Annotated in this window: 25 protein-coding genes, 1 tRNA gene and 1 pseudogene; 16 read left to right on the top strand and 11 right to left on the bottom strand. The window is 67.1% G+C overall.

The annotated features are described in order from the left end of the window. The 7 genes from HZ321_RS18390 (at position 1) to HZ321_RS18360 (ending at position 6447) form a co-directional block, all read left to right on the top strand. Positions 1-828, top strand: a complete 828-nt coding sequence (locus HZ321_RS18390; protein ID WP_181703854.1) for a sugar phosphate nucleotidyltransferase — start codon at positions 1-3, stop codon at positions 826-828. After that, positions 828-1610 (top strand): TIGR04290 family methyltransferase, encoded by a 783-nt coding sequence (locus HZ321_RS18385; protein WP_181703882.1) that lies wholly within the window; start codon positions 828-830, stop codon positions 1608-1610. Before HZ321_RS18390 ends, HZ321_RS18385 begins: the two co-directional genes overlap by 1 nt. A gap of 8 nt (positions 1611-1618) precedes the next feature. Then, positions 1619-2539 (top strand): glycoside hydrolase 5 family protein, encoded by a 921-nt coding sequence (locus HZ321_RS18380; RefSeq protein WP_181703853.1) that lies wholly within the window; start codon positions 1619-1621, stop codon positions 2537-2539. A gap of 11 nt (positions 2540-2550) precedes the next feature. Next, positions 2551-3360, top strand: a complete 810-nt coding sequence (locus HZ321_RS18375; protein WP_181703852.1) for a PIG-L deacetylase family protein — start codon at positions 2551-2553, stop codon at positions 3358-3360. Continuing rightward, positions 3357-4406: a glycosyltransferase gene (locus tag HZ321_RS18370; protein WP_181703851.1), complete on the top strand. Its 1050-nt coding sequence runs from the start codon at positions 3357-3359 to the stop codon at positions 4404-4406. The genes HZ321_RS18375 and HZ321_RS18370 overlap by 4 nt, the downstream gene beginning before the upstream one ends. A gap of 68 nt (positions 4407-4474) precedes the next feature. Beyond that, on the top strand, positions 4475-5527 hold the full coding sequence (locus HZ321_RS18365) for a GNAT family N-acetyltransferase (protein WP_181703850.1): 1053 nt from the start codon (positions 4475-4477) through the stop codon (positions 5525-5527). Continuing rightward, positions 5524-6447 carry a class I SAM-dependent methyltransferase gene (locus HZ321_RS18360; protein ID WP_181703849.1) on the top strand — a complete coding sequence of 308 codons (924 nt, stop codon included), beginning with the start codon at positions 5524-5526 and terminating at the stop codon, positions 6445-6447. Before HZ321_RS18365 ends, HZ321_RS18360 begins: the two co-directional genes overlap by 4 nt. Here HZ321_RS18360 and HZ321_RS18355 read toward each other — a convergent pair. Next, positions 6405-7445, bottom strand: a complete 1041-nt coding sequence (locus HZ321_RS18355) for a rhamnan synthesis F family protein (protein WP_181703848.1) — start codon at positions 7443-7445, stop codon at positions 6405-6407. The genes HZ321_RS18360 and HZ321_RS18355 overlap by 43 nt on opposite strands. Positions 7446-7958: 513 nt before the next feature. On the opposite strand from HZ321_RS18355, the gene ytfQ reads away from it, so the two are divergent. The 5 genes from ytfQ to HZ321_RS18330 all read left to right on the top strand — a co-directional run bounded on the left by ytfQ (position 7959) and on the right by HZ321_RS18330 (position 13405). Then, positions 7959-8924 (top strand): galactofuranose ABC transporter, galactofuranose-binding protein YtfQ, encoded by a 966-nt coding sequence (ytfQ, locus tag HZ321_RS18350; protein WP_181703847.1) that lies wholly within the window; start codon positions 7959-7961, stop codon positions 8922-8924. A gap of 108 nt (positions 8925-9032) precedes the next feature. Continuing rightward, positions 9033-10556 (top strand): sugar ABC transporter ATP-binding protein, encoded by a 1524-nt coding sequence (locus HZ321_RS18345; RefSeq protein WP_181703846.1) that lies wholly within the window; start codon positions 9033-9035, stop codon positions 10554-10556. After that, a complete protein-coding gene (locus tag HZ321_RS18340; RefSeq protein WP_181703845.1) occupies positions 10553-11545 on the top strand; it encodes an ABC transporter permease in 993 nt (330 codons plus the stop codon). Before HZ321_RS18345 ends, HZ321_RS18340 begins: the two co-directional genes overlap by 4 nt. Before the next feature lie 7 nt (positions 11546-11552). Beyond that, positions 11553-12530, top strand: a complete 978-nt coding sequence (gene yjfF / locus HZ321_RS18335) for a galactofuranose ABC transporter, permease protein YjfF (RefSeq protein ID WP_181703844.1) — start codon at positions 11553-11555, stop codon at positions 12528-12530. 152 nt (positions 12531-12682) lie between these two features. Then, positions 12683-13405: a hypothetical protein gene (locus tag HZ321_RS18330; RefSeq protein WP_181703843.1), complete on the top strand. Its 723-nt coding sequence runs from the start codon at positions 12683-12685 to the stop codon at positions 13403-13405. Positions 13406-13449: 44 nt separating this feature from the next. On the opposite strand, the gene HZ321_RS18325 is transcribed toward HZ321_RS18330, so the two are convergent. Together HZ321_RS18325 and HZ321_RS18320 are read right to left on the bottom strand one after the other, a co-directional pair. Further along, complete coding sequence (locus HZ321_RS18325) at positions 13450-14160, bottom strand: L,D-transpeptidase (protein WP_181703881.1); 711 nt, start codon at positions 14158-14160, stop codon at positions 13450-13452. 634 nt (positions 14161-14794) lie between these two features. Beyond that, positions 14795-15256 carry an Lrp/AsnC ligand binding domain-containing protein gene (locus HZ321_RS18320; RefSeq protein ID WP_181703842.1) on the bottom strand — a complete coding sequence of 154 codons (462 nt, stop codon included), beginning with the start codon at positions 15254-15256 and terminating at the stop codon, positions 14795-14797. 90 nt (positions 15257-15346) lie between these two features. Between HZ321_RS18320 and HZ321_RS18315 the strand changes: the two genes are divergently transcribed. Next, positions 15347-16333 carry a threonine ammonia-lyase gene (locus HZ321_RS18315; RefSeq protein ID WP_181703841.1) on the top strand — a complete coding sequence of 329 codons (987 nt, stop codon included), beginning with the start codon at positions 15347-15349 and terminating at the stop codon, positions 16331-16333. A gap of 118 nt (positions 16334-16451) precedes the next feature. On the opposite strand, the gene HZ321_RS18310 is transcribed toward HZ321_RS18315, so the two are convergent. Then, positions 16452-17426 carry a squalene cyclase gene (locus HZ321_RS18310; protein WP_181703840.1) on the bottom strand — a complete coding sequence of 325 codons (975 nt, stop codon included), beginning with the start codon at positions 17424-17426 and terminating at the stop codon, positions 16452-16454. A gap of 162 nt (positions 17427-17588) precedes the next feature. Beyond that, positions 17589-18491 carry a LysR family transcriptional regulator gene (locus tag HZ321_RS18305; RefSeq protein WP_181703880.1) on the bottom strand — a complete coding sequence of 301 codons (903 nt, stop codon included), beginning with the start codon at positions 18489-18491 and terminating at the stop codon, positions 17589-17591. Between the two features lie 100 nt (positions 18492-18591). Between HZ321_RS18305 and HZ321_RS18300 the strand changes: the two genes are divergently transcribed. Next, positions 18592-18912 carry a nuclear transport factor 2 family protein gene (locus HZ321_RS18300; RefSeq protein ID WP_181703839.1) on the top strand — a complete coding sequence of 107 codons (321 nt, stop codon included), beginning with the start codon at positions 18592-18594 and terminating at the stop codon, positions 18910-18912. After that, positions 18912-19691: an SDR family oxidoreductase gene (locus HZ321_RS18295; RefSeq protein WP_181703838.1), complete on the top strand. Its 780-nt coding sequence runs from the start codon at positions 18912-18914 to the stop codon at positions 19689-19691. Before HZ321_RS18300 ends, HZ321_RS18295 begins: the two co-directional genes overlap by 1 nt. Positions 19692-19754: 63 nt before the next feature. Here HZ321_RS18295 and HZ321_RS18290 read toward each other — a convergent pair whose 3' ends face one another. Further along, entirely contained in the window at positions 19755-20255 is a 501-nt protein-coding gene (locus HZ321_RS18290; protein WP_342343878.1) for a class I SAM-dependent methyltransferase, read from the bottom strand. Between HZ321_RS18290 and HZ321_RS21735 the strand changes: the two genes are divergently transcribed. Next, positions 20241-20465 (top strand): hypothetical protein, encoded by a 225-nt coding sequence (locus HZ321_RS21735; protein WP_244635992.1) that lies wholly within the window; start codon positions 20241-20243, stop codon positions 20463-20465. The two genes, HZ321_RS18290 and HZ321_RS21735, sit on opposite strands and share 15 nt — an antisense overlap. Here HZ321_RS21735 and HZ321_RS18285 read toward each other — a convergent pair. From HZ321_RS18285 to HZ321_RS18265, 5 genes and pseudogenes are all read right to left on the bottom strand, one after another. After that, a pseudogene (locus HZ321_RS18285) lies at positions 20452-20616 on the bottom strand (FAD-binding protein); the annotation flags it as partial. The gene HZ321_RS21735 and the pseudogene HZ321_RS18285 sit on opposite strands and share 14 nt — an antisense overlap. An 11-nt stretch (positions 20617-20627) precedes the next feature. Then, positions 20628-21065, bottom strand: a complete 438-nt coding sequence (locus HZ321_RS18280; protein ID WP_181703836.1) for an RrF2 family transcriptional regulator — start codon at positions 21063-21065, stop codon at positions 20628-20630. 323 nt (positions 21066-21388) lie between these two features. Then, positions 21389-21465: transfer RNA gene (locus HZ321_RS18275), tRNA-Arg, on the bottom strand. Between the two features lie 148 nt (positions 21466-21613). Continuing rightward, positions 21614-22792: a mannonate dehydratase gene (gene uxuA, locus HZ321_RS18270; protein ID WP_181703835.1), complete on the bottom strand. Its 1179-nt coding sequence runs from the start codon at positions 22790-22792 to the stop codon at positions 21614-21616. An 89-nt stretch (positions 22793-22881) separates the two neighbouring features. Next, positions 22882-24204 carry an NAD(P)H-dependent oxidoreductase gene (locus tag HZ321_RS18265; RefSeq protein ID WP_181703834.1) on the bottom strand — a complete coding sequence of 441 codons (1323 nt, stop codon included), beginning with the start codon at positions 24202-24204 and terminating at the stop codon, positions 22882-22884. Between the last annotated feature and the right edge of the window lie 90 nt (positions 24205-24294).

The following is a 24294-nucleotide window of genomic DNA, read 5'->3' as shown; positions in this document are numbered from 1 at the left end:
ATGTGGGGCATCGTTCCCGCCGCCGGCCGCGGCACCAGGATCCAGCCGCTCGCTTTCTCCAAGGAACTGCTTCCCGTCGGCAGCCGCCTGGATGGCGGCGTGGAGCGGCCCTGCGCCGTCAGCGAATACCTGGTCGAGCGGATGATCGCCGGCGGGGCGGACAAGATCTGCTTCGTCATCGCGCCGGGAAAGTCCGACATCCTGGAATACTACGGTGGCGCCTACGGCTCGGCCTCTGTGGCCTACGTGGTGCAGCCCTCGCCGGCCGGCCTCTGCGACGCCATCTTCCGCGTCGCCCCGCTGGTCGCCCCGGACGAACCCGTCCTGGTCGGCCTTCCCGACACGGTCTGGATGCCCCGCTCGGGCTTCGCTGCGCTGCCCGACGACAGGCTGTCCTTCCTGCTCTTTCCCGTCGACCATCCCGAGGTCTTCGACGCTGTCGTCACCGAGCCGGACGGCCGCGTCGTCGAAATCCAGGTCAAGAGCCCGGAGGCCCGCACCCCATGGATCTGGGGCGGCTTCAAGATGCCCGGCCGTGTGCTGCACGAGCTGCACGCGCTTTGGCGGGCCCGCGACGGCCGCGACGAATACGTCGGCACGCTGATCAACGCCTGGCTGGCGGCCGGCGGCGAGGCGGTCGGCGTGCCCGCCGGCGAGTCTTATGTCGACGTCGGCACCTTGAACGGCTACCGAGCCGCCCTCGGGTTGCTCGCCGAGGCCAACGCCGCGTCCGATGCGCCCGCCAGCGGGTCGCGCGTCGCCCTCGGCTGGCCCACGGGCAGACCCTTCGCCGGCTTGCACGCCACCCCCACCGACAAACCGGAATGATGACCGTGATCGAACCCAGCCGCGACGACCTGCGCGCCCGCATCGAGGCGCTCGGCCCCTGGTTCCACAACATCGAGCTCGGCGGCGTCTGGACCGCTCCGGACCATTTCCTAGGCGACTACCCCGCCGTGAAGTGGCGCCGCTTCGAATCCGCGATCCCCAAGGACCTCACCGGCCGGTCCGTCCTCGACATCGGCTGCAACGGCGGCTTCTATTCGCTGGAGATGAAGCGCCGCGGCGCCGACCGCGTGGTCGGCATCGACTTCGACGAGGACTATCTCGCCCAGGCCCGCTTCGCCGCAGACGTCGAGGGCCTCGACATCGAGTTCCGCAGGCTCTCGGTCTACGACGTCGGCGCCCTCGGCGAACGCTTCGACGTGGTGCTCTTCATGGGGGTCCTTTATCACCTCCGCCACCCGCTGCTCGCGCTAGATCTGATCCACGAGCACGTCGCGGGCGACCTCATGGTCTTCCAGTCCATGCAGCGCGGCGCCGGCCAGGTCGATGTCGTGGCGGAGAACTATCCCTTCACTGACACCGCCCACTTCGACGGCTCCGGCTATCCCAAGCTCCACTTCATCGAGCACCGCTATTCCGACGACCCCACGAACTGGTGGGTGCCGAATCGCGCCTGCGCCGAGGCGATGCTGCGCGCCGCCGGCTTCGACATCGTCGGCCATCCGGAGGAGGAGGTCTACGTCTGCCGCCGCCGCGAGACGCCCCTGGGCAACGCCGTCTACCCCGCAAGCATATCTCGCCATCTGAACGACCGCCCGGAGTAGGAACACCCATGCTCGAAGCTGCGATGATCTGGAACGAGCCGAACAACAAGTCCCATTGGGACCCGGAGATCGACCCGGACTGGACTCTCTTTGCCGACATGGCAAGCCGGGCAGGGCAGGCGATCCGCTCCGCCGATGCCGGCGTTGTCCGCGTCCTCGGCGGCATGTCCCCGATCGACCCGCTGTTCCTGATGAACCTCGCCGGCAAGGGCGTCCTCGACCACCTCGACGCCGTCGCGGTCCATGGCTTCCCGCTCGACTGGAACCTCTGGAAGATCGATGAGTGGCCGCAGAAGGTCGACGAGATCCGCCGCGTCACCCACTTGCCGGTCTGGGTCAGCGAGGTCGGCATCTCCACCTTCGGCGCGGAGGAGGTCCAGCATTGGGGCCTGCGCCGCACTGCCGAGCTCCTGTCCGGCCGCGCCCCGCGCATCCATTGGTACTCCCTCTACGACCTGCCGCAGGCCTGGGGCGCCACCACCCGCCACCGCGAGGCGGAAGGCTCCTCCTACTACCGCCACTTCTACATGGGGCTCTTACGTGAGGACGGCTCGCCCAAACCCTCTGTCGAGGTCTTCCCGGAGTTCACGCCCGAGATCGGCCTCTGCCAGTGGTTCCACTACCAGGATCCGCGCCTGGACGACGCGGTGGCCTGGATGAAGCGGCTGGGCGTCACCTACTTGCGTACGGGGCTGTCCTGGGCCGACAGCTTCCGCCCCAACGCTCTCGACTGGTTCGACCGGCAGATGGACGCCCTTGCCGATTTCGACGTGACGGTCACATTCTGCTTCACCCCGGAGCACCGCGGCTTGCAGCCCCACCACACCAGCGCCCCGCAGGATCCCGCCGAATTCGCCGATTTCTGCGCCGGCATGATCGACCGCTACGCCACCCGGATCGGCGTCACGCCGAAGGCGGCGGCTGAATAGGGACGAAGTCTATGGTCGCGGACGTGATCGCAGCTCTCCAGGATCCGGACCGGCCCCCGCTTCCGGGCCGGATCGCTCTGGTGGTCGCCCATCCCGACGACGAGGCGATCGGCTTCGGCGCCACCTTCGCGCGGGCGCCCGGTCTGCTGGTGGTCCACGTCACGGACGGTGCACCGGCGGACGGACGCGACGCCCAGCGTCTCGGCTTCCGGACGTCCGCCGACTACGCCGCGGCGCGCGCAGCCGAGCTCTCCGAAGCCCTGGACATGGCCGGGGTCATGGTCTCCCAGCGGGTATCTCTCGGCATCCCCGACCAGGAGGCCGCCGACCACCTCGTCAGAATCGCCCGCCGCCTGGCGGATCTCTTCCGCGTCAACGGCACCCGGACCGTGTTCACCCACGCCTACGAGGGCGGGCATCCCGACCACGACGCCGTGGCCTTCGCCGTCTCCGCCGCCTGCGACCTTCTCGCCGACCACGCGCCGGACATTGTGGAGATGCCCTTCTACCGGCTCGATGCCGACCACCTCTTCGTCTCCCAGGAGTTCCCGCCGGGCGAAGACCCTGGCGTCGCAGTGCCCGTCGACGGGGAGGCGATGGCCGTCAAGCAGGCAATGTTCGCCGTCCACGCGACCCAAGCAGCGGTGCTCGACGGTTTCGACCCGGCCGTCGAACGTTTCCGTCCAGCCCCAGTGCACGACTTCACGACGCTCCCGAACGGGGGCCTGCTCTTCTATCCCCGGGTCGGTGCGTCTCTCTCGGGCGAGGACTGGCTGGCCCGCGTTGCCGACGCCCGTGCCGCGTTGGCCCGGACGACATGACCCTCACCGTCCTCCAGGTCGCCTATCCCCTCGCCCCGGTTGGTCCGGACGCCGTAGGCGGGGCCGAGCAGGTTCTCTCCCACATCGACCGCGCGATGGTCTCCGCCGGCCACCGTTCGCTCGTCGTCGCCTGCGAGGGCTCCGCTGTCGCCGGCACGCTGGTCCAGGTGCCGGCGGAGGCGGGTCCGATCGACGAGGCGGTCCGCCGGCGCGCCTGGGCGGCTCATCGCGCCGCGATCTCCGAAGCCCGCCGCCGCCACCCGGTCGACGTCGTGCACCTCCACGGCATAGACTTCCCCGCCTATCTTCCCGACGAGGGGCCGACGCTCGTCACCGTCCACCTGCCGCCGGACTGGTATCCCGCGGAGGCTTGGAGACCCCGTCCCGACCTCGTCCTCCACGGCGTTTCTTCCAGTCAGGTCGCCGCCTGTCCGCCCGGACTGGCCCTCGGCCCCGTGATCGGAAACGGCGTGCCCGTCGACGCGCTCGCCGCCCACTGCCATGCCCGCCGCGACTTCGCACTCGTGCTCGGCCGCATCTGCCCGGAGAAGGGCATTCACCTTGCCCTTGACGCGGCCCGCCGCGCCGACAGTCCCTTGCTGATCGGCGGCCGGGTCTACCCCTACGCAGACCACGAGCGCTACTTTGCCGATGAAGTCGCACCCCGGCTCGACCGCCGCCGCCGCTTCCTCGGCCCGCTCGGTTTTCCCCGCAAGCGCAGGCTTCTCGCCGCCGCCCGCTGTCTGCTCGTTCCGAGCCTCTGCGCGGAGACCAGCAGCCTCGTCGCCATGGAGGCGCTTGCCGCCGGCACGCCGGTCATCGCTTGGGCGTCCGGCGCGCTTCCCGACATCGTCGATCACGGCCGCACCGGCTTCATCGTGGAGAGCGTGGCGGAAATGGCCGAGGCGATCGAGGCCGCCGGCGATCTGTCTGCGGAGCACTGCCGGACGGTCGCCCGCCAGCGCTTCTCGCTTCAGCGGATGACCGCGACCTATCTCGACACCTACGCAGCGCTGGCCGCCGGCCGGCTGAAGGCCGCGTCGTGACCGACCATTCCCGCAATCCGCCAACCCCGGGCGATCCGGTCCGAGCTTGCCCATCGCCAGCCTCCTCCATGCTCGCCGGTGGTGGCGAGGATCGCGATCCTACGCCGGCTGTCGCCGGCGGGGATAATGTCACGCCGCACCTGTCCGCCCGCGTCGTCGAAACCACTGCCGGGCTTCACGCCCTGGAACCGGCCTGGTGGGACCTCTTCGCGCGGTCGCCGGCGGCCACGCCCTTCCAGTCGCCGGCTTGGCTGATCCCTTGGTGGGATGCCTTCGCCCCCGGCCGGCTCACCACCGTCGCGGTCGAGGCCGGCGGCCGGCTCGTCGCTCTCGCACCGCTCTGGTTCGAGGACGGCCCCCACGGCCGCCGCCTGCTGCCGGTCGGCATCGGCATCACCGACTACGCCGACGTCCTGCTGGATCCGGCCTTCCCGGCTGTCGCCGACGCGCTGATGCAGGCCCTCGGCTCCATCCCCGACTGGGAGATCCTCTCGCTGGAGGACCTTCACCCCGCCGCCGTCGCCCGCCGCCTGCCGGTCCCGCCCGGTTGGTCGGCAGATATCTCCGACCAGTCTGTCTGCCCGGTGCTCGATCTTGCGAACGGCACCACCTCCGTCCCGGCCGACCGCCGCCGCAAGATCCGCCGTGCCTGTCGCCTGCTGGAGACCCGGGGCCGCACCCGCATCGAGTCGGTCCCCGCAGCCGATGTTCCGGCCTTCCTCGACGTCCTCTTCGCCCTCCACGAAGCCCGTTGGAGGGAGCGTGGCGAGCCAGGCATTGTCGCCGACCCCCGTGTCCAGACGTTCCACCGCGCCGCGCTGCCCCGGCTGGCTGAAGCCGGCTTGGCGAGGCTCTACACGCTCAACCTCGACGAGCAGACGGTTGCCGCCTGGTACGGTTTGAAAGGGCGGGGGACCACCTACGCCTACCTCGGAGGCTTCGACCCCGCCTTCGCCTACGAGAGCCCGGGCTCGGTGCTGATGATGCACGCCATCGAGGTGGCCGTCGCGGACGGGGATAGGGTGTTCGACTTCCTGCGCGGCGAGGAGGACTACAAACGTGGGTTCGGCGCTACAAACCGTCGAACAGGACGACTACACCTCGCACGGAAAATGGGATGAGTTATCCTCTTTCGACCGCGCTCCGGACCGCCGTCGAAGCCCTCCTGGCCGGGACCCTGTCCCCGGCCATGGCCTATACCCGCCTTTGCATGGAATCCCGAGATTCCGCCGATCTCTCCGCCGCCCTTGCCATGGCCACGGACGCAGCGCCCGCCAATCCGGCCGTCGCAGAACTGGCCGCGCTCGCCCTCGCTCATCCCAACGCCTTGGAAACAATCAGAAAAACCCTCGATGCGGTGTCCCATGACACGCCCGGATCGCTCGGGGAGACCGCCGCCATGTTCGACGCGGCCGCCAACTTCTCCCCGGAAGCGGCCGTTGCGCTTCACTCCTTAGGCGACCCCGACCGCCTCGCCGCCCTGACCGCCGAGATCGTCGCCCACCTGGACCGCCTCTCCGTCCTCTCGCCCGACCGCTCCCTGCTCGAGATCGGCTGCGGAATCGGTAGGTTTCTCAGGGCCTTGGCCCCCCGGCTCGCATCCCTGACCGGCATCGACATCTCGTCCCGGATGGTCGAAATCGCGCGCGAACGGCTGAAGCTGGAACCCAACGTCACCGTCGAAATCGGCTCCGGCGACGATCTCTCCACCTTCGCCGCGGCGTCCGTCGATATCGTGCTGGCGGTCGATTGCTTTCCCTACCTGGTCCAGGTCGGCCCGGATCTCGCCGCCCGAACGATCGCCGAATCCGCGCGGATCCTGGCCCCCGGCGGCGACCTGGTCATCTTCAACTGGTCGTACCGTAACGATTTTCCGGCCGACAGCGCCGACTTCGCCACCGCTTGCCGGTCTGCCGGTCTCGCCGCCCTCGTTGTCGGGGACCGCCCCTTCACCCTCTGGGACGGCACCTTGTTCCACGCTCGCCGTCCGCTCGCCGGTCAGGCGATCGCCTCGTCGGAGGCCCCCGGCGGAAGGTCCTGAACCGCCATCACGCTCCGCTGGCCCGAGGCGTAGGATGCCAGCAGCGCGTCGAGCTGCTCCCGGGATCGGACCTGGAGCTTGCGCCCGCCCACGGTGGCATCGCCCGGTCGGGCGACTTTCAGCCAGAACTGACCCTGGCTTTCACAGACGTGAAGCACCAGACGCTCCAGCACATGGGCGATGGTGTTGTCCGTCTGCCCGGCTTCCTCGGGAAAATCCTCGGTCCGCAGCCTGAGGTCCAGGATCGGCTGCAGGGCGCTGCTCCGCGCCCAGAACATCGATCCCGCGGGGAAGTCGATGTACTGGTTCGGATGCAGGCGGATGTTCATCCGCTGCGCCACCCGCCGTGCTTCGTAGAACATGTCCTGCCATCGGACATGCGGCCGTACCGATTTATAGTGCTGCGGGAAGATCACGCCGAGGTCCGGATAGGTCTCGAACATATAAAGAATGTCCTTGACCGTCTGCGGCGACCCGACGAGGGAGTTCATCATCGTCCGACGCCACTCGTTCGCCGACTTCATCTGCGGTGTGTTCTTGGAGTGCAGGAAAAGGATGAGGTCGTAGATGTCGTAGCAGTCCCGAAACGTGACATACTTCGGCGCGATATCGCGGCCCCGGTTTGGCACGACGCGGATCTCGATCCGCCCCTTCGGCCAGGACCCGAACCGCGTCTCGATCACCCGAGCCTTGTGCGGACTGTCGGTGGAGATGAACACGTCCGCCTTGACGGGAATGTTCGAGAGATAAGACAGGATCTCGCCGACCTGCTCGACATAGTAGATGTGGCAGACCACCGCGAAGCGGTCCTTGCGCTGCGGACCCGCATGCGCGAACTCCAGCGGCAGCGCGAGGCTGTGGTCCTGCTCCTCGGGCATCACGCGCCCTTGGACATCGGGGTAGATCGCGCGAACCATTCGCCGCAGGATCCGCCGCGTCAATGCCTTCTGCTGCTCACCCCACCCGTTCGGAGCGCCGGATTGCCTGTCCAGTTTCATGGCGGGCCGCATCGTCCTTCTCTACGCGAACTCGGGGCAATGCCGGTTCTGTCCCCCCAAGACGCCACGCAACCCATTGGGGAAGCACGACGATTTGCAGGGTGCCAGCAAACTTGGGCAGGAGGGTGTCGTCTGCAGCTGAACGTGGGGGCCTCTTCCAGCAGCAACTCTGGCATGAGCGGTATACGCCGCCCGGCCCGGGCTTGTTCCACGGTGTGCATGGAAAAATTAGCGACGAGGACGAATCTGGCCCGGACGCGACAGGACCGGACGATCAGTCCCGTCATTCGCATTTGCAGCGCGTTGCCGCACTGCAACATATCAACTTCGTTATGTACACCCGCTCACTTCGAATTAGACGGTTATACGAGCGGAGTATACTTATGAGTTGCTGATGAACGTGAGCAGAGGAGGCTCACGCATCAAGACGAGCCGCTTCGACGCGCGCCTCGGACGACGATCGACAACCGAGATTCGGGCGATCGCATCGGGATTTATTGGGGAGGAACAGCAATGTCTTTCAAGAAGCTCCTTATGGGGGCGGTGTATACTTGCGCCTTGTCGGTCGCCAGTGCCGCCGGTGCAGCTGAGCTGACGGTCGGCTTTTCTCAGATCGGATCGGAGTCCGGCTGGCGTGCTGCCGAAACCTCCGTATCGAAAATCGAAGCCGAGAAGCGCGGCATCGACCTGAAGATCGCCGATGCGCAGCAGAAGCAGGAGAACCAGATCAAGGCGATCCGGACGTTCATCGCCCAGGGCGTCGACGCGATCTTCCTGGCTCCGGTTGTCGCGACCGGCTGGGATGAGGTGCTGGAGGAAGCCAAGGACGCCGAGATCCCGGTGGTGTTGCTCGACCGCACCATCGACAGCAAGGACGACAGCCTCTACCTCACCGCCGTGACCTCCGACACCGTCTACGAGGGCAAAGTCGCCGGCGAATACCTGGCCAAGACCGTGGGTGACAGGGACTGCAAGATCCTGGAACTCCAGGGCACCGTCGGTTCGTCCCCGGCGATCAACCGCAAGAAGGGCTTCGACGAGGCCATCGCCGCCCATCCCAACCTCAAGATCGTCCGGTCCCAGACCGGCGACTTCACCCGCACCAAGGGCAAGGAGGTGATGGAGAGCTTCATCAAGGCCGAGAACGGCGGTAAGGACATCTGCGCGGTCTACGCCCACAACGACGACATGCAGATCGGCGCCATCCAGGCGCTCAAGGAAGCCGGCCTCAAGCCCGGCAAGGACATCATCATGGTGTCCATCGACGCGGTGCCGGACATCTTCAAGGCGATGGCGGAAGGCGAGGCGAACGCCACCGTCGAACTGACGCCCAACATGGCCGGCCCGGCCTTCGACGCCGTCATGGCCTTCAAGAAGGACGGCACCCAGCCGCCGAAGTGGATCCAGACGGAGAGCAAGGTCTACCTCCCGGACACCGCCGCGGCGGAATACGAAGCACGCAAGAACCTCGGTTATTGATTTCCGCGGAGGGCGCCGGCGACGGCGCCCGATCGGTTGCCGAACGAGGGCGCCGCATCCCGCGGCGCCCTTCCCTGTCCCGATAGGCCGGGAAGGTCTGGATCCTCAATGGACAACGCCGAGCCATTACTGCTCTCCCTTCGCGGTCTCACCAAGACCTTTCCGGGGGTGACTGCCCTCGACGGCGTCGACTTCGATCTCCGTGCCGGCGAGGTGCACGCCCTGCTCGGCGAGAACGGGGCGGGCAAGTCCACGCTCATCAAGACGCTGACCGGCGTCTACGTCCGCGACGGCGGCTCCGTCCATCTGCAGGGAACACCCATAGCCCCCGCCGACACCGCCGACGCTCAGCGTCTCGGCATCGGCACCGTCTACCAGGAGGTGAATCTCCTGCCGAACCTCTCGGTGGCCGAAAACCTGTTTCTCGGCCGCGAACCCCGGCGGTTCGGATTGCGCGATGCCCGGCGGACCGAGGCGATGGCGCGCGATCTTCTCGTCGGCTACGGCCTCGACATCGACGTGCGCCGGGCGCTCGGCGACTGCTCCGTCGCCGTCCAGCAGATTGTTGCGATCGCCCGCGCGGTCGATCTCTCCGGCAAGGTGCTCATCCTCGACGAGCCGACTGCGAGCCTCGACGCCGGCGAAGTGGTCACCCTCTTCGCCATCGTGCGCCGTCTGACCGCGCGCGGCATCGGCGTCATCTTCGTCACCCACTTCCTCGACCAGGTCTTCGCCCTCGCCGACCGAGCCACCGTGTTGCGCAACGGTCGGCTCGTCGGCACCCGCGAGATTGCCGGTTCCAACCGGCTCGACATCGTGAAGATGATGCTCGGCCGCGAGCTGGAGACCGAGACCATGAAGCGCCACCGGCGCCAGGTCGTCGACGCCCCCCCGGTCGTCTCCGCGCGCGGGCTCGGCCGCCGCGCCTATGTCCAGCCCTTCGACCTCGACATCCGGCCCGGCGAAGCCATCGGCGTTGCCGGCCTGCTCGGCTCCGGCCGGACGGAAACCGCCAAGTTGTTGTTCGGCATCAAGCAGGCCGACCGCGGTGCTCTCGCCGTCGGCGGAAAACCTGTCCGAATCTCCAGCCCGCGCGCCGCCGCCGCCCTCGGCTTCGGCTTCTGCCCGGAGGACCGTAAGACGGAAGGCATCGTCGGCGACCTCAGCGTCCGCGAGAACATCGCGCTGGCGCTCCAGGCCCGGCGTGGCTGGCTGCGTCCGCTCGGCCGCACCGAGAGTCGGGCGCTTGCCGACAGGTTCATCCGCGCCCTCGACATCCGCACGTCGGATGCGGAGAAGCCGATCCGCCTGCTCTCAGGCGGCAATCAGCAGAAGGCTCTGCTGGCCCGCTGGCTGGCCACCGAACCGCGCTTCCTGATCCTGGACGAGCCGACCCGTGGCATCGACGTGGGTGCCCACGCCGAGATCATCCGTCTCATCGAGCGGCTGTGCGACGACGGCCTGGCGCTGATGGTGATCTCGTCCGAGATCGAGGAGATCGTCGCCTATGCCGACCGCGTCGTCGTCCTGCGCGATCGATCGCATGTCCGCACCTTGGAGGGAGAGGCCGTCAACGTGAACGACATCGTCCGGGCCATCGCGGCCGAAGCCGTCCCCGGAGCCGCGGCATGACCAGCACGTTGCCCGGCCGTCTTTCCTTCGGCGCGCTGCCGCAGTTCGCGACCCTGGCCGCCGTTCTCCTGGCCAACTGGCTCGTCTTTCCGGATTTCTTCGATCTCCGGCTGCAGGACGGCCGCCTGTTCGGCAGCGTCATCGATGTGCTTAACCGTGGTGCGCCGGTCGCGATCCTGGCGCTCGGCATGACCCTGGTGATCGCTACCAAGGGCGTCGACCTCTCCGTCGGCGCGGTGATGGCGATCTGCGGGGCGGTCGCAGCCACCATGGCCGCTGCCGATTATTCGCTGGTCGCGATCCTGGCTGCCGCCCTCGCGGTCGGCGCGCTGTGCGGCCTTTGGAACGGCTTTCTCGTCGCCGTTCTCGACATCCAGCCGATTATCGCAACGCTGATCCTGATGGTGACCGGACGCGGCATTGCGCAGCTGGTCACAGAGGGACAGATCGTCACCTTCACCCACGAGGGCCTGATCGCCGTCGCCGGGTCGTCGGCGCTCGGCTTGCCCATGCCAGTCGTCATCGCGCTGGTCCTCGGCCTGGCGCTCGCGGCCCTGGTGCGCCTCACCGCCCTCGGCCTTCTCATCGAGAGCATCGGCGTCAACCGCACGGCCTCCACCTACGCCGGCGTCGACAGCCGCAGTGTGCTCCTCGCCACCTACATGATTTCCGGGCTGACGGCGGCCGTCGCTGGCGTCATCGCCGCCTCCGACATCCGCGGCGCCGATGCCAACAACGCCGGCCTCTGGCTCGAGCTCGACGCCATCCTGGCCGTTGTCGTGGGCGGAACATCCCTTTTCGGCGGCCGCTTCTCGATCCTGCTCTCGCTGGTCGGGGCGCTGGTCATCCAGGCCATGAACACCGGTATCCTGCTCTCCGGCTATCCGCCCGAGCTGAACCTGATCGTCAAGGCCGTGGTGATCGCCGCCATCCTGGTGCTCCAGTCGCCGGCCGCCGGCCGCCTGTTCGGCTTTCTCAGGAGATCATGAGGGCGTCATGACCAGCCGCAACCTGCCGTTCTTCGCCACCCTCGTCGTCTTCGTGGTCGCCTGGGCGCTCTGCGCCGCCCAGTTCCCAGCGATGCTCTCCACCCGCGTCGCCGCCAACCTGATCACCGACAACGCCTATCTCGGCGTCGCCGCCGTCGGCATGACGTTCGTGATCCTTTCCGGCGGAATCGACCTGTCAGTCGGCTCGGTCATCGCCTTCACCGGTGTCTTCCTGGCCGTCACGGTACGCGCCGGTCTCGATCCGATCGCCGCCATCCTGCTGGTCCTGGTCATCACCACCGCTTTCGGGGCGGTCATGGGGGCGATGATCCACTACCTGGAGACTCCGGCCTTCATCGTCACGCTCGCCGGCATGTTCTTCGCCCGCGGCGTCTGCTTCCTGATGACCACCGATTCCATCCCCATCGACCACCCCACCTGGGACGCTCTTCTGTCGGTCAGCTGGAAGATCCCGACCGGCGGGCGGTTGACGCTCATCGCCGGCATCATGATCGCCGCCACCCTCGTCGGCATCGTGCTCGCGCACCTCACACGCTTCGGCACCTACGTCTACGCGCTCGGCGGCAACCGGACCTCGGCCGAACTGATGGGCGTGCCGATCGCCCGCACCACCATCGCAATCTATGCCCTGTCCGGCGCCCTGTCCGGCCTCGCCGGACTCGTCTTCGCGCTCTACACCTCGGCCGGCTACTCCCTGGCAGCGACGGGCGTCGAGCTCGACACCATAGCCGCCGTGGTGATTGGGGGCACGCTTCTCACCGGCGGGGTCGGAACCGTAGCGGGCACCTTCGTGGGCGTGATGATCCAGGGCCTGATCCAGACCTACATCATTTTCGACGGCACCCTCTCCAGCTGGTGGACCAAGATCGCCGTCGGCGGACTGCTCTTCGTCTTCATCCTGCTCCAGCGCGTGCTCGTCCATCTCGCTGGCCGGAGCCGGGACCGCCTCGTTCCGGCGACCTGACGGACAGTCGGAACAATCTCGATCCGTTATCGTTCGGCACCGTCGACGCTGCAGCTCCGCAGCGTCGGAGGAGGGGGCCGGCAGACCCCTGGCGACGTTCGGTGACGGATGGCCCTCCTCTCGCGACCACGACGAGAGATGCGGGCCCGATCTTGACGCATGACGACCACCGGGGCGGCCGCAAGGTCCTGTTCGCGCTGATCGCCCTCAACCTGATCGCCTTCTTAATTCCACCTCTCGTCGGCAACGGAACGCTCGGCTGGTCGTCCGAGGGCGGGCCCACCACCTTCGCCGCCGCGGCCAGCCTGCTTGTGACCGCCTGGTACGGGTGGAAGGTCCATGCCCTCCGCCGCCGCCCCGTCGGACAAGCCACTGGCCCCGTCCCCGCGCTGCGGGATCCCGCCGCGATCTGGGCGCTGATGAGCTTGGGCTTCCTGTTCCTTGCGGTCGATGACGTCCTGCGGATCCACGAACTGACCGACCATGCGATCCATACCGTGCTGGGCTGGGAGGAGACCGACGCCAGCGACCAGCTCGACGACCTCATCATCGGCGGCTATCTGGTGATCGGCGTGATCGTCATGGGCTTCTATCGCAACGAGATCGCCGCCATGTGGCGGCCGCTTGCCCTGTTCGCGCCGGGCGTCCTCGCCACGCTGGTGATGATCGCCTGCGACTGGATCACCAACCGCCGCGTCTTCCTGGAAGACCGCTTCCCAGGGGAGACCGCGGCGTTCCTGTTCGAGTTTCTCTCGGCTACCGAGGAGTTCGCCAAGAACGGCGGCGCGCTGCTGTTTGCAGTCGCCATGATCCGCGCCTGGCGCGAGGCGGCGGCCCGGCAGCCGACCGCCTCTTCGCAGGCCGGACCGCTGTAGCGGGCACACGCCGCAGTTTCCGTTCCACGGCGCCTGACGGGTGCCTAGACCGGCAGCACGATCACCTTTGTGTCGACCGGAGTCTGGTCGTAGAGGTGGATCATGTCCTGGGTCATCAGACCCGTGCAGCCGCTCGTCAGGTTGGTGCCGATGGTCTCCGGATAGCGCGAGGCGTAGATCGTGTAGAGGGTGTAGACGCCGTCCTGATAGAGATAGAGCGTGCGCGCACCGAGCGGATTGTCCGGGCCACCGGGCATGCCGCCGGCGTATTTGGCCGCCCGCGGTTCACGCTCGATCATTTCCTTGGGCGGGGTCCAGGTCGGCCATTCCGCCTTGCGCCCGACATAGGCGTTACCGCTCCAAAGAAATCCCTGGCGGCCGACGTTGGCGCCGTAGCGGGTGGCTTTCCCTCCACCCTCGACGCGGTAGACATGGTAGTTGCTGGGGTCGATGATGATCGTGCCGGGCGCTTCATCGGTCTCGTAGCGCACCGTCTGCCGGAAATACTTCGGCTTGACCTTGCTGATGTCCGTTGCCGGGATCGGGAACTTGTCGTCGGGCACCGGCCCGTACATCGCCGCCGCCTCTCGGCGCAGCCTGGCGTCGCTGGACATACAACCGGCGAGCCCCAGCACGCCGACGCTGGCGGCGGATCCAATCAGAAAGGACCGGCGATTGAGGCGGTCGGGCCGGAACTCTCGCAGATCCGCGTCGCCTTTGTCGTCGGCATTGCCACTCGCACCGTCCATCATCATGATCGAGAACATTCCCATGTGTTGTCGTCCGCCCGGACAGTCCCGGAACGAACACGCCGAACCTCGTTGCCGGGCGAAGCTTGCCGTCACCGGGCTCCGATGGCAAGTCGCCGGCCGACGAACGGAACGCTGCACCATCCGGCAGCACCCGGTTCCCCATCCGCACGCCGGCGCGATCGGCGGACCCGGGAAGTCGTGAGATTGGATGTCCCGCCCCGCTGCGCCAAGCTTTCCGAGCGGTTCTTTCCCGTCGCGGGCGGCCGTCTGGCGCCGCAGCTGGGTTGGAGGTGGGCGGCAATGCGTTGGCTTCCTCGGCAACAGCGACCGTCGCACTGGCCGGCCCGGCCGATCCGAGTCTCTACGTAGCGCCGGAAGCCGATTCGTTCGTCTACATCCACGACACCGTCCGCAGTCTCGGGCCCCGGACCGACTGGCAGAGCCCCTGGTTTCCGAGGCGCTGGGCCGAGGCCACTTGCCATGGCTGCCGGCCGATCGGGACATCCAGGCCGGCGACCTCGTCGAGCGTCTCGGCTTGTCTCTCGTCTGGAAGATCGTGCTGGTCGTCGAACGACTCGGCCGCTCGAACGGTATCCTTGCCCTTCGTGGGAACCGGTCGTGTCTGACTGCAGTCAGGTCACCGATCGGTTGGCAATTCCAGGCTGCGTTTGACGGTCTTGAGCGCGATGAGGCTCTTGTACTTCCGGACGATCGCTTGCTGATCGTTCATCATACGCTCGATGAACTGATTGTATTCATCGAGATCTCGAACGGCGACAAGCAGGACGAAATCGACGTCGCCAGTGACGTACCAGCAGGACTGAACTTCGGATGCACGGTCCAGCCATCTCTGGAACTGGTCCAGCGTGTGCCGATGCTCATTCTGGATTTCCAGTTCGACAAGGATCGTCAGCCCGCGGCCGACGGCCTTTCCGCTGACGACTGCCACGATCTTCTCGATCGTCCCGTCCTGTTTCAGTTTGCTGATGCGGCGCTCGACCGCCGAAACGGATAGGCCGATCGCATCAGCGACGACCTTGCCGGGCACGTCGGCATTCTTCTGCAGCATCGATAGAATGGTTCGATCGGTCTGATCCACGGCGCAAAGTCCTCCGAATGCGCGGATAATCCGCGTCAGAAAGGCGTTACACGCGGCGTCTGCTGCGCGATCCTTGCATACGATCACTCCATGACAAAACAAACACCTCTCTCGGTCGAGAACATCGACGACGCCCGCCGGCGGATCGATCCGGTCTTCCTCGGCTCCCGCCTGCTTCGCTCGGACAGACTCGCTCTGTCGCTCGTCGCCAAGGACGAGACAGAGAACCCCATCCGCAGTTTCAAGGGACGCGGGACAGGGTATTTCCTGGCCGATCTCCCGAACCATGGGAACCCGCTGGTGACGGCGTCCGCCGGGAACTTCGGCCAGGGACTCGCCTACAACGCAGCGCAGCAGGGGCGTTCCTTGATGGTGTTCGCCAGCTTGAACGCCAATCCCCTGAAGATCGAGGCGATGCGAAGGTTCGGGGCCGAGGTAATCCTCGCCGGGCATGACTTCGATGCGGCCAAGGACGCGGCCAGGACATTCGCAGCGGAACGGAACCTGTTGTTCGTCGAGGACGGCGCCAGCGCAGCCATCGCCGAAGGCGCTGGAACCATCGCCGCGGAATTGACCGAGGAGGTCGACGATATCGACGCGGTCTACATTCCGCTCGGCAACGGTGCCTTGGCAGCAGGCGTCGGATGCTGGTTCAAGTCGCGTTCGCCGCGCACGAGAGTCGTCGCCGTCGCCGCAAAGGGTGCGCCTTGCATGGCATTGTCCCACGCCGCTGGCGAGGCGATCTCCACGCCGGAAGCGCACACGATCGCCGACGGGATTGCGGTCCGCATTCCCGTGCCCTCGGCCGTCGACTGGCTTTCGGACACGATCGACGACGTCGTCCTTGTGGAGGACGACCAGATCCTCCAGGCGATGCGCTTTGCCCATGAGACATGGCAGCGTCTGATCGAGCCCGCCGGGGCGGCAGGGCTTGCCGCCGTCATCGCCCAGGCGCCCGCCCTGCAGGGCCGCCGCGTCGCCACGATCCTTTGCGGCGCGAACCTTACGCCTCAACAGATCGCAGCCTGGCTCCCATCCGCCGCACCAATCGACGGTGGTCGGGGTGGGCCGCCCTGAACGCTCCGCGATCTGCACTGAGACCACGGCACTGTCGGTCGCATGGCATGCCCTAGACATCCCGCGCCTCCGTCCATCGCGGCGAGCGCGCCGTGCTCGGGCCGGCGATGTCGGTCCGCTACGACCGGGGACGCGCCCCTTCCCACCATCGCAAGACGCGCAACGCCTTCGTTGTGATCCAGCGCGACGGCCGGCCGACGCCGTCATCGGTCCGGAACCACCGCTTGCCGGGCGGTTCCCAGTCCATCAGCCATCGACCATCCGCCTGTCGCTTCGAAACGAGAACATCGATCGCCTCACCCAGGCGTGGATCGGGAGAGGTACCGGCGACTGCCGAGACGTCACGGAAGTAGTCGAGAGCCCGCAGGATGTCGTAGCGCCAGTGATTGGGATGGGTGAACGAGAGGTACTGCGGATCTGCGACCTCCCCGGTGCTCAAACGGCGGAACAGACGCCGACTGAGGAGATACGCCTCGCCGCTGCGTCGCGCCTCTTCGACGTCCGGGATCGAACCGGCGGCGCGCCTATGTTCCAGCAGGCCTTCGAGGACGCTGATCGTCGTGTCGAAGGACGATTTCGCCGAGCCTCGCTCCCGTTCGCAGTTCCAGCCGCCATCGGGCTGCCGCTCGCCGAGGAGCCGTTGCACGATCGGTGCGACATCGACCCCGAAATAGCTGCCGTCGGCGACGGTGCGGCCGTTGATGCATTCCTCGACCTCGCCGGACCAGTAAGGCTGACCGTCATGGTCCCAGCGGGCATTGAGGCCGACGAGGCGGACCGTGCAACGCATGCAGGCGCAGCCTGGCTCCACACCGAACTCGCGCAGCTGGGCCAGCGACCAGCAGGTCGCGGTCCAGGGCTGTCCCTCGCGGCGCCACCGCTCTTCCGTGAAGTCCCCCGGGACGAAGGCTCCGCCGTCCCACTGCCCGTCGTCGTCCTGCAGGTCGAAGAGACGCCGACCCCAGCCTTGCGTCTCGATCCTGGACCGCTCTGCCCGCCAGTCCGGCTCCGGCGCGTCGAGCAGATCCCGCATGACCTGCCAGCGGATGGACGGATCGGAATCGAGCAGCCAGGCGATCACGTCGGTGGTCATGGTCTCCCCTCCGATTGTGGAGCCAACCAATTGTGACACGCGGACGATCGTCGCACTATTGCGGGTAGGCGGCCGCATCCCCGCCTTTCCGCCACGAGGGCTCCCGGAAGTCCTCGCCGGGCGTGATCGAGCAAAAATCGCACGCCGCCGCTCGCCACGGGATCAACGCTTCCGGAAATCCAGGTCACGGGCGAGCTCAAGGAAGCCCCTGAAGGCGGCCGAATGGTTGCGACGTCCGGGGTAGTAGAGACAGAGGGGTGCGCGCGGCGGGGTCCAATCTTCCAGAATGCGCACGAGCCGTCCGGCGGCAATGTCCTCTCGGACGTTCGGCTCCAGGAAGAAGCCGATCCCGAGGCCCTCGATCACCGCCGCGCGGGCCAGGCTCGCTTCGTCGAGCGTGAGAGGCCCCGAGACGTCCACCTGCACTGTCTCGCGGTCCTTGGCGAAAGGCCAGCGGAACAGGGCGCCGTTCGGCAGGCGCACGCGGATGCAGGCGTGCGCCCCCAGGTCCGCGGGCGTCTGCGGTCTGCCGTGCCGCTCGAGGTAGGCCGGGGCGGCGACGACCGCCTGCTGGAGGGGCGGGCCGAGCGGCAGAGCGATCATGTCCGCCGGGACGAGATCGGCGGAGCGAACGCCGAAATCGAAGCCTTCGGCGACGATGTCGACCAACCGCTCTTCCGTGACGATGTCCACGTGAACACGGGGATGGCGCCGAAGGTAAGCGAAAACCAGCGGGGCCAGAATTTCGCGGCCGGCAGTCGCGAAGGCGTTGATGCGCAAGGTCCCGGTCGGTTCGGCCTGTTCAGATCGTGCCGCCTCGATGGCTCCCTCGATGTCCTGCAACGCCGGGGTGATCCGGTTGACGAAGGCCCGCCCCGCGTCGGTGAGTGAGACGCTGCGCGTCGTCCGGTTGAACAGCCGGACGCCAAGGCTCGCCTCCAGTCTCGCGATCGCGTTGCTGAGCGCGGTCGTGGACATGCCGAGGTCCAGCGCCGCCGCGCGGAAGGACGCGCGGCGGGCAACGGCCAGAGCGGCCTCGAGATCCGACAGGCCCGGTTTGCGCATTATCCTGATTTCCAAAACGTCTCGTCCACTTTTATCCCGCTTATCGCATCGGTCGTCCAGCCTCACATTCAGTGTCACCCGATCACCGATGGAGAGCGCCATGGACTTGCCTGAACCTGTGAAGGCCTATTTCGACGCCGACAGCGGAGCGGATCCCGAAACGCTCGTCGTGCAGTTCGCCGCCGACGCCGTCGTGGAGGACGAGGGCCGCCGCCATCGCGGACGCAAGGCGATCCGCGCCTGGTGGCTCGAAGCGAAGGCGAAATACCGTCACGTCGCAGAGCCGATCGACATGGAGCGCGACGGAAATCGTGCCCTCGTGAGGGCACGCGTCAGTGGAGACTTTCCGAACAGCCCGGCGATGCTCGGCTTTGCGTTCACGCTCGAGAACGGCCTGATCGCCGCCCTGAGGATCGGCTGATGACGTCCGTTCTCACGCTCCAGGGCAAGCGCGCCCTCGTCACCTCCGGAACGCGCGGGGCGGGCGCGGCCACGGTTCGCCTGTTCCGGGACCTCGGCGCGGACGTTCTCACGACCGCACGCTCGCGGCCGGAGGGCGAAGCCGAGCCGGGCTTCATCGCCGCGGACCTCACGACGGCCGAGGGCTGCGCTACGGTGGCGGCAGCCGTCCGCGACAGGTTCGGCGGCGTCGACATCCTCGTCCACATGCTCGGCGGATCATCGGCTCCGGCCGGAGGCTTTGCCGCCTTGACCGATGAGCAATGGCGGACGGAGATCGACCTCAATCTGTTTCCGGCCGTGCGGCTCGATCGGGCCTTGCTGCCCGGGATGATCGAGCGGCGGCGCGGCGTGATCGTCCACGTCTCCTCGATCCAGCGTCTCATGCCGCTTCCGGAGGCGACGACCGCCTACGCTGCGGCCAAGGCCGCGCTCTCTGCGTACAGCAAGAGCCTATCCAAGGAGGTCGCGCCCAAGGGGGTCAGGGTGGTCCGCGTCGCTCCCGGATGGATCGAAACCGAGGCGTCCATAAAGCTCGCGGAGCGTCTCGCGGCCGAGGCCGGGACGGATGTCGACGGCGGCAAGCGGATCATCATGGACTCGCTCGGCGGCATCCCGCTCGGCCGTCCGTCGAGACCCGAGGAGGTCGCGAACCTGATCGCCTTCCTCGCCTCCGACCTCGCCGCCTCGATCACGGGCACCGAGCATGTGATCGATGGGGGCACCGTTCCGACGGTATAGCCCTGCTCATCGACCCGTCTGACGATCCGGGCCTCGGGAAACCAACCCGTCCGGAGGCCCGGCTCAAGGCTTGTACCCGATCCAGCCCTTGAAGGTCAGCGCCGCATAGAACAGCTCGATATCCGCGAGGCCTGCCTCGCGCAGCAGGGCCTCGTCCTCTTCCGGGGCGAGCGCCGGGAGGCGGTCCTGCATCGCGGCGATCATCTCGTCAATCCGCAGGCCGGGTATCCCCGATCCCGTCAGGAAGGCGGCGTTGCGCCGAAGCCAACGATCCGGGTTGGCGTCCGGCTTCGGAAAGCTGTGATGAACCGCCACGAACGGCGCGCCGGGTTTGAGTCGCTTCACGACGTCTCGGACGGTTCGCAGTCTCTCGTCCCGACCGAGAAAGTGCAGGACCAGCAACGACGTCGCCCCGTCGTAGGGCCCCGCTGGTGCGTCTTCGACCGTACCCAGGTGGAAGCGCACCTTCGCGGCCTGGGGCCCCAGCACGATCTCCGCCTGTCGGATCATCTCGGCCGAAGGGTCGATACCGTCGAAGCGCCAACCGGGATGTCCTTCGGCCATCGCCTTTGTCTCCAGACCGCCGCCGGCTCCGAGGACAAGGACGTGGCCATCGACGGGAACCCTTTCGGCCAGCAGCAGGCAGACCATCCGGTGCAGGTCCCGCAGGCCGGGTACGTGGCGCTCGACCCGATCTGCATACCCTCCGGCTTCACCGGGGTGAGTTGGATGTCGCATCCGGTCTGCCTCAATGACGGTCAGGCTTCCGCCTAGACAAGCCAAGGAAGCCGTGGGAATGGCTGGTGAAGCGATTGCGGCGCCGGCCTGCGTCGATCACCAGGACGGTCCTCCGGGCGCGAAGGAGCTGAAGCGAGGCCGCCATTCCGGCGTAGCTGCCCCCGACGACGATGACATCGTAGTGCATGGGATCGTCCCTCACGCCTTGCGGCGGTCCGCGTGGCGCCGTTTGAAGTCCGCCGCCAGTTCGGCGAGCGTGATCTCTCCGAAGCACTTGAGGAGCAGCTCCTCGGCCTCGGCGAAAGCGCTTTCCAACACCGCGTTCACCGACTGCTCGACGAGACAGGCGGGTGCCTCGTTGCGGTTGCCGATGGCGAAGATCGCGGGTTCGCCGAGGGCGTCGTGGAGATGGCGGAGGCTGACGGACGAAAGGTCGGCCGCGATCCGCCAACCGCCGGAATGCCCGCGGTCGGCCGTGACGATCCCGGCATCGCGCAGGAAGCCCATCGTCCGCCGTACCACCACGGGATTAGCTCCCAGGCAGCGCCCGAGCGCTTCCGAGGTCATCGGCCCGTCCTGCTCCGCCATGTGGAGGAGCGCGTGCAGCACCGATGAAAGGCGTCTGTCTCGTTTCATGTAACTTCAATTATTACGATAAAGCGCACCGGTCAAGATGGGGGCCGACGGAGGTTCACGGTGGCTGCGGTAGAAGGGCTGTCCAGGCATGGTCCGGCCGCTAGCTGAGTCCGTTCGTGCCCCGAGGCAGAAACAGCCAGTGCCGGTCTCCAACAGTTCGGGCTTTTGCCGCCAGACTAGAGAAGCGTCGAGTCGATCGGCATCACCGGCATCGAAACGCCAAAGGTCTCATGCGGCCGCTGTCAGGTGACTGTCCCGTAAAGTAAGGGTCCCCGAACGGGGCTTCTTTGCCGAGCAAAGAGAAAACAGTCCAACCGGAAAATTGGCGCACCCGACTGGATTCGAACCAGTGACCTCTGCCTTCGGAGGGCAGCACTCTATCCAGCTGAGCTACGGGTGCAGGCCGTGCGCGTCGCGGGAGGCGACGGTGGACGGGTTTCGTATAGCGCGGTTCGCAGGAGGAGCAAAGAGGGAAGTGGCGCGACCCTGTCGTTGGCTTCAATGGCAGCGGGTCGTGCGGTTCCGCAACGGGCATGCGGATGAGGGGATTACGGCGTGGTGCGGTCCAACGCCGTCATGACGCCGCGAAGTTCGGCAAGGCCGCGCAGGCGGCCGATCAGCGAATAGCCGGGGTTGGTCGACTTGGTGAGGTCGTCGGCCATGAGGTGGCCGTGGTCGGGCCGCATCGGGATGGCCGCGTCGCGCCGCCCTTCGGCCACCCGCCGCCGCTCCTCTGCTAGCAGCGCGGCGATCACCTCTACCATGTCGACGTCGCCGGCCAGATGGTCCGATTCCGTGAACGATCCGTCGGCGTCGCGCGAAACGTTGCGCAGGTGGGCGAAGTGGATCCGCGGCGCGAAGGCCCTGGCGATCGCCGGCACGTCGTTGTCTGCACGTGACCCCAAGGATCCGGCGCAAAGGGTCAATCCGTTCGACGGGATGTCGACTGCCGATACGATCGACTGAAGGTCGGCGGCCGTCGAGACCACGCGCGGCAAGCCGAACAACGGGATCGGCGGATCGTCCGGATGGATGGCAAGGCGAACTCCGACCTCCTCGGCGACGGGCGCGACTTCGGCCAGGAATGCAACAAGGTTGGACCGGAGTTCGTCGGCGGTCATTCCTGCAAAGGCGCCGATCTCCCGCGCGATTGCGGCGCGGTCGTAGGTATCCTCGCCGCCCGGAAGCCCGGCGATCACAGTGGTCTCGAGACCATTCACCTCATCGTCGCTCATCGCTTCGAGGCGAAGGCGGGCGGCGGCGATCTGGTCCGCGCCGTAGTCGGCCTCGGCATCGGGCCGCTTCAGCACGAACACATCGTAGGCGATGAAGGCGGCCATCTCGAACCGAAGGGCGAGCGCGGTCGACGGCATCGGGAAGCGAAGGTCGGTCCGCGTCCAGTCCACGACCGGCATGAAGTTGTAGCAGACCACCGGAACGCCGGCCCCGCCCAGCGCGGCCAAGCTGTCCTTCCAGGTGTCGATGGATTGCCGCCAGGCACCCTGCCGCAGCTTGATGGATGAGTTCACCGGGATGGATTCGCACACGTCCCAGCGGAAGCCGGCGCTCTCGATGATGGCCTTCCGCTCGGCCACGTCCGCGTCGGTCCAGGCGCGGCGGTCGCCGATGTGGTGCAGCGACGTGACGATCCCGCTCGCGCCGGCTTGCCGGATATGAGCGAGCGGGATCGGATCGTTCGGACCGAACCAGCGCCAGGACTGCAACATCGACGTTCCTCTCCTCTGTGCAGCCAGAGATAGAGGCCCCCGCCTGCCAGGTCCACCGGGCAGATGTCGATCGAGCAACCGTGTCGAGTTCAGGCCGCGCTGTCGACGAACACGGAATCGGTCTGGTCGAGCCGGCGCCGGATCTGCGTCACGATCATGCTGTCGTCGGGCACGCAGTTGTCGTAGGTCAGGTACTCCCCCGCCTTGATCGGCTTGATCGCCCGCGCCCGTTCCGCAAGGCCGAGCGGCAGCGCGCCCGTGCGCCGGCCCTCCGCCCAGGTCACCGCCCAGCCGCGGTAGTCCCGCTCGCCGATCTTGCCCAGCGTCTCGCCGGCCGAGAGGTCGCGCTTGGCGACCGCGATCGCATCGGCGACCGGCCGGTCGATCGGCTGCATGTCCGCGCGGCCGTGCAGCACCGCCCGCACCGCCGAGAGCGGGACTTCCAGGCTGGTCAGGTGGTAGGGGCGGAAGATCGTGAAGTAGGGGCCTTTGCCCACTTTCAGGTCGATCATCCGCTCCAGCACGCGCGGGTGACGCGGTTCGACCACCACGAAGACACCGGGTGCCACCCCCTTGCCGATCGTATAGTCGACCACGCCGACCTGGCTGAGGACGCCGCCATCGGCCTTGGGGCAGAGAACGGACGCAAGCTCCTCCCGCGACGCGGCGGGGCCGTGCATCCCCGGCACATCCGGAACGAGGCCGGTAGCGTTGGCGATCGCCACCATCTCGATCATCGTCTTGGAGCCGTCGACGAACTCGACCAGCATCCGGGCGTTCATGTTGCGCCGCTCCGCCTCGTCCTCGTAGTCCTCGGGCATGGCGTCGAACTTGAGCGGGTTGTTCTTTCCCTTGCCGGCGGCGACGATGCGGAAGCCGAGGCTCTTGGCGAAGTTGATGATCTCCATGGTGCAGGCCGGCTCGTCGCCCGCGGCTCCCGTGTAGATCACGCCGGCCTTGCGGGCCTCCTCCTTGAGGAAGCGGCCGATCGTGATGTCGGCCTCCACGTTCAGCATCACCACATGCTTGCCGTTCTTCATGGCGTCGAGCGCGAACAGCGTGCCGATGTTCGGATTGCCGGTGGCGTCGATCACCACGTCGATCCGGCCGGCGGCATTGAGGGCGTTGAGGTCGTCCGTGATGGCGATCTTGCCGCGTTCGATCGCCCGGTCGATCTCGGCCGCGGTGTTCGCCGTGACGATGTCCTCCCGGGGATGTCCGGCGAGCACCGCCGCGTCGATCGCCGCTTGCCCGCGCACCTCGGAGATGGCGCCGATCCGCACGCCCGGCATCAGCGCGACCTGCACGACGATGTCGGTGCCCATCTGCCCGGCGCCTGCCAGGCCGATGGTGATCGGTCCCTTGCTTTCAGCCCGCTCCAACATCTCCTCGACCAGGGATGCATGCGCCATCGGTCCGTCTCCTCCTCGGGGTCGTGCGCCCCTTGCCTGAACATCGATACAATCGATTGTGCAAAAGTTCAAGACGAGCCAGGTGCGCTT

It is taken from the genome of Chthonobacter albigriseus, assembly GCF_013839445.1.
Lineage (GTDB): Bacteria > Pseudomonadota > Alphaproteobacteria > Rhizobiales > Pleomorphomonadaceae > Chthonobacter > Chthonobacter albigriseus.
Note: the sequence above shows the minus strand (reverse complement) of the source record. Positions and strands in the feature narration are given on the sequence as shown.